The sequence below is a fragment of the Elusimicrobiota bacterium genome, from assembly GCA_018816525.1.
GTDB lineage: Bacteria > Elusimicrobiota > Endomicrobiia > CG1-02-37-114 > XYA2-FULL-39-19 > OXYB2-FULL-48-7.
In genome coordinates, this window is the sequence record JAHIVV010000050.1 from 1 (window position 1) to 4,353 (window position 4,353).

Consider the following 4,353-nt stretch of genomic DNA (forward strand, 5'->3'; position numbering starts at 1 on the left):
CCCCTCGCTCAAATCCGAAAGATTATCAATTCCTTAGGCTTGGTTGGCAAGAAAGGCAAAATGCTTTCCGTCTCAAATTATCAGTATATGCTGAAAAATAAAATCTATTACGGCATGATTGAATATAACGGCGAAATGTATGACGGAAAGCATGAACCGATTATCACAAAGAAACTTTTTGATTCCGTTCAAGAAGTGATGATGAACAAGAGCAAACCGAAATCGCCAAAATTGAAACCTTGTGTGTATAGAGGATTTTTCCGTTGCGGAGAATGTGGTTGCTTCATTACCACCGAAACTCAAAAAGGACATAACTATTTGCGATGTACCAAACGGAAAAATCCTTGTTCGCAAAGATATGCAAGAGAGGACGTCATCACTTCTCAAATCAGAGAAGAAATCAAAAAAGTTTCTTTTTCGGTTCGAACTTCCGCATTGCCGACCGCACTTTGTTTTTGGATTTCAAAAATGCCTTTAAAATTGCGGAAAAATACCATGCCGAGGCGCTTTGCGCCGAGGCAACATCTTTCAATTTCGCTGAATGTAAAACTTGGCGGAGAGGTGGGGATTTGAACCCCAGGTACCGGTATTAACCAGTACAGCGGTTTAGCAAACCGCCGCCTTAAGCCACTCGGCCACCTCTCCATCACTATCGTTCAGTCGAGGCGAGCCAGGATGTGTCTTCCTGTCGCCTCACCAACTCGGCGCCGTTGCAGGCTTGGTCACACTTATTCGTGTGACCTGCAACCCACTCGGCCACCTCTCCTCATATTCATTTGTCTATGACGAACATACTATCAAAATTTAAAAAAAAAGTCAAAAATATGATTTACCTCTTTCCGGCAGGCGCGATTATCATAGAATTGATAAAGATCAACCTGCATGTCTACTTGACTGAACTATATACCATATATGGTAGGATCTAAACAAGGTTTTTACCATGAATAGGATTAACAGCAACACAATTTTGAACAAGTCTATAAAAAAGCATTCCCCGGAATTTGGATGTTCTACGGTTAAACCGAAAAGTAAATTCATCCAAATAATAATCAAGGTACTGGACACGGCCTTGATGTGTCCCCAGCAGCCCTCTCTTAAGCAGGGCTGCTACCGTGTTGCATTTGGGAAGAAGATTTTTTCCAACAAACCCTTCTTTTTTAGTAATCTTATGAGTATAACCAAAAGTTTCCAGTTTACTATATCCTTTCCAGCCATCGGTTATTACTGTACTACCTGGTTCAATAGTTTCTTTTATCGCTGGAATCAAACTATCGCCAGAAGCATCGGGTATGCGTTTGAATCGTATGCGGCCAATACGCTTGCCATCAATTTGTGCCGCAATTACAACCAGAATTTTACCTTCGGAACCTCGGCCTTTTTTGCCTGTTTTTTTACCACCAATATAAGTTTCATCAACTTCAATTATCCCGGAAATACGATCGCGGCCCGGACGAATCATTGCATGTCTAAGTCTATGCAACCATTCCCAAGCAGTTTGATAGCTGCCTATCCCAAGAAATCTTTGCAAACCCAATGCGCTAATCCCATGCTTTTGATTCGTTATGTACCACATTGCCTTAAACCACAACTGGAGCGGTTTTCGGGTATCTTGAAATATTGTTCCGGCTGTTACAGAACTCTTAAAACCACATTTACTACATTTATAAAGACAATCATTGGTGAGCCATGCTTTGTTATTGCTACACCTTGGACATTTAAATCCTTCAGGCCATTTAATTTTGAAAAGATATTCTCTGCATGCTTCTTCAGAATTAAATCGTTTTTCAAAGTCCATGATATTTCGTGGGTAGTTTTCCATACCCCTATATACTACATATTGTAGTTAGTTCAGTCAAGTAGACATGCAGGAAGATCAAATAAAGGAACAAAAATAATGTTAATTAACCTGCGGTTGATTGGAAGGCTGTGGTTGAGCTAGGCGAAATAATGTCTTTTACCGTTCTGTGGTATAGTTTATGCGATGATACTCACCTTTATTGGGTAGTATGATAGCATGAAATATACCAGCTGGTTATTCTACTTAAAAAGCCTTAAATAATCCTTTTGGGTTTCTTTTACCATCTGGGCAATAAGTTCGATAAATTGTTTATCATTACCGCCCCTGGCTTTTTCTAATGAGGAAATATAGTCCTGCCGTACAATGGGTGGAATGATGGTTACAACATACCCTTCCTGCATTAAAATGGTGTTCATCAGGAGCCTGGATACCCTGCCGTTGCCATCAACGAAAGGATGTATAAAAACCAGCTCTTTATGGGCTAAAACCGCAAATTCTACTGGATGCTTCTCTTTTCTTAATTTGATTAGCTTTGCAGGGAAGGTTTTCATAAGTTTAGGCAATTCTTCAGGTAAAGGTAATGGATATTTTGAACCGGTTATATAGGCTTTCACTTTCCGATAAGCCCCTGCATTGGCTTCATCTATACGGTAATAAAAAAGATGGTGCAATTTAGTTATGTCTTTTTCAGTTACTGCTTTTGCCTTGGAAAGATTATACATGAAGTCATAGGCCTCACTATGCCCGATAGCTTCAAAGTGGTCTTTCATAGGTTTACCACCGATTGTTATGCCATCCTCAATTACTACTTTTGTTTCCGATTCTGTCAGAGAATTTCCTTCAAGGGCATTACTTGTGTAGGTTAATCCAATACGGAAGTATTCTTTTATCTGGCCTAATAAATGTTTATCAAAAGGCCTGTGTTTATTTATTTCTTGCTGTAACTGGTCTATTTCTGCAAAAATGGTATTCATCGGGGTACCCCCTAATAGGCCTAAATCATACCTTAAACGTCAATTTCTCAATACTATATTTTACCTTTTTATGACTAGACCGTCAAACATATTTATTTTAAAAAGAAATCTTATCTACTGTTTCTTGAAGTTGGGAAGGGAAAAGATGAATGTAAATCATTGTGGTTCTTATGTCGGAGTGCCCGAGGAATTCTTTTACCTGAACAATGTTCGCCCCGGCATCGATTAAAAGGCTAGCTGCGGTGTGGCGAGTTGCGTGTAGGGAGCAATGCAGTATCTTGGCCCTTTTAACTGCTGCCCTGAATTTATGGTCCAAAGTTGTTTCATCAAGTTTAGTCCCGCTAATATTAGTAAAAACAAAATTATTTTTCTTCGGCAGTTTTTGAAAAATATCTTTCAACTTTGGGTGCATAGGAATAAATCTCGTTTTGTTTGTTTTGGATGCCTGTATAACTAATTTGTCATTTTGAATGTGCTCCCATTTTAAATTCAATAGTTCCGATTTCCTAAGCCCCGTATAAATTAGCGTCTGAATTATAGGACGCATATGACCCAACAACTTAATACGTTTTCTTGACATTCATATTTTATTTTGATAAATTTTAGCTCCTTTTGATAATTTGCGTAATCTGATTTTATTATGACTATAGAAAATATCGTATTATTAACCGTCTTTGTTCCGGTTATCGGTTCGCTGACCATACCAGTCGCTTCCTTAATATCAAAAAGGGCGCGATCAGTGTGGTCCGTCCTGCTCGGGCTTGCCACAACAGTCCTTCCAATGATGCTCATTCCGTTTGCTTTAGGCAGTAATGAGCTTATTATAAGGAAATCCCTCTTCCCCGGTTTTGATTTTGTCCTTGTAGTTGACGCCCTTTCAATTTTCATGTCTATCGTTTCCTCTTTTATAGGATTTTTAATTATCATTTATTCTTTGGGATATACCAAGCACGATGAAAACCAAAATGAATATTACCTGATGGTGGTAATGTTCATCGGCTCGATGATGGGTCTGGTTTATTCAGCAAATCTTATATTCATGTACCTATTCTGGGAAATAGCGGCCATCTGCTGCTGGCGCCTGATAGGTTTTTATAGAAGCTCGATCCAAGTACTAAAAGCGGATAAAGCATTCTTAGTGACATTTTTCGGCGCGGCAATGATGTTGCTGGGATTCATTGCCATTTACGCCCAAACCGGCACCTTTGACCTTACCGCCATGCGCGGGGTAATGATAAGCTCACAAGCCGTCCTCCTTATATTATTAGGCATGTTTTCAAAGTCGGCAACGGTGCCGCTTCACACCTGGCTTCCCGATGCCGGTGTTGCGCCCACGCCTGTTACCGCAATACTGCATGCGGCTGTTCTTGTTAAAATCGGTGTATACGCTTTTGCAAGAATATTCTGTTATACTTTCCAAATTCCTGAATTTTGGAGCCATGCTCTTCCTATAATAGCTGTTTCATCCAGCCTGATTGCGGCGGCCGCGGCCATGATGGAAACCGATATGAAAAGAATCCTCGCTTACTCAACAATCAGCCAGATTGGATATATTTTCCTGGGATTTTCCGAAATGAACCC

5 protein-coding genes and 1 tRNA gene are annotated in these 4,353 nt (G+C 39.9%); 2 read left to right on the forward strand and 4 right to left on the reverse strand.

What is annotated here, in order from left to right; all coding sequences use genetic code 11:
- Positions 1–573, forward strand: a 573-nt coding sequence (locus KKH91_04930) for a recombinase family protein (protein ID MBU0952152.1), incomplete at its 5' end; no start/stop codon positions are given.
- Here KKH91_04930 and KKH91_04935 read toward each other — a convergent pair.
- The 4 genes from KKH91_04935 to KKH91_04950 form a co-directional block, all read right to left on the reverse strand.
- Positions 552–645: transfer RNA gene (locus KKH91_04935), tRNA-Ser, on the reverse strand. The genes KKH91_04930 and KKH91_04935 overlap by 22 nt on opposite strands.
- 277 nt (positions 646–922) lie before the next feature.
- Complete coding sequence (locus KKH91_04940) at positions 923–1,819, reverse strand: IS1595 family transposase (protein ID MBU0952153.1); 897 nt, start codon at positions 1,817–1,819, stop codon at positions 923–925.
- Positions 1,820–2,037: 218 nt separating this feature from the next.
- A complete protein-coding gene (locus tag KKH91_04945; GenBank protein ID MBU0952154.1) occupies positions 2,038–2,772 on the reverse strand; it encodes a Fic family protein in 735 nt (244 codons plus the stop codon).
- 97 nt (positions 2,773–2,869) lie between these two features.
- The gene (locus KKH91_04950) at positions 2,870–3,319 is read right to left on the reverse strand and encodes a site-specific integrase (GenBank protein MBU0952155.1); all 450 of its coding nucleotides are present in this window, start codon (positions 3,317–3,319) and stop codon (positions 2,870–2,872) included.
- A 93-nt stretch (positions 3,320–3,412) separates the two neighbouring features.
- Here KKH91_04950 and KKH91_04955 point away from each other — a divergent pair.
- On the forward strand, positions 3,413–4,353 hold a 941-nt coding region (locus tag KKH91_04955; protein MBU0952156.1), incomplete at its 3' end, for an NADH-quinone oxidoreductase subunit L.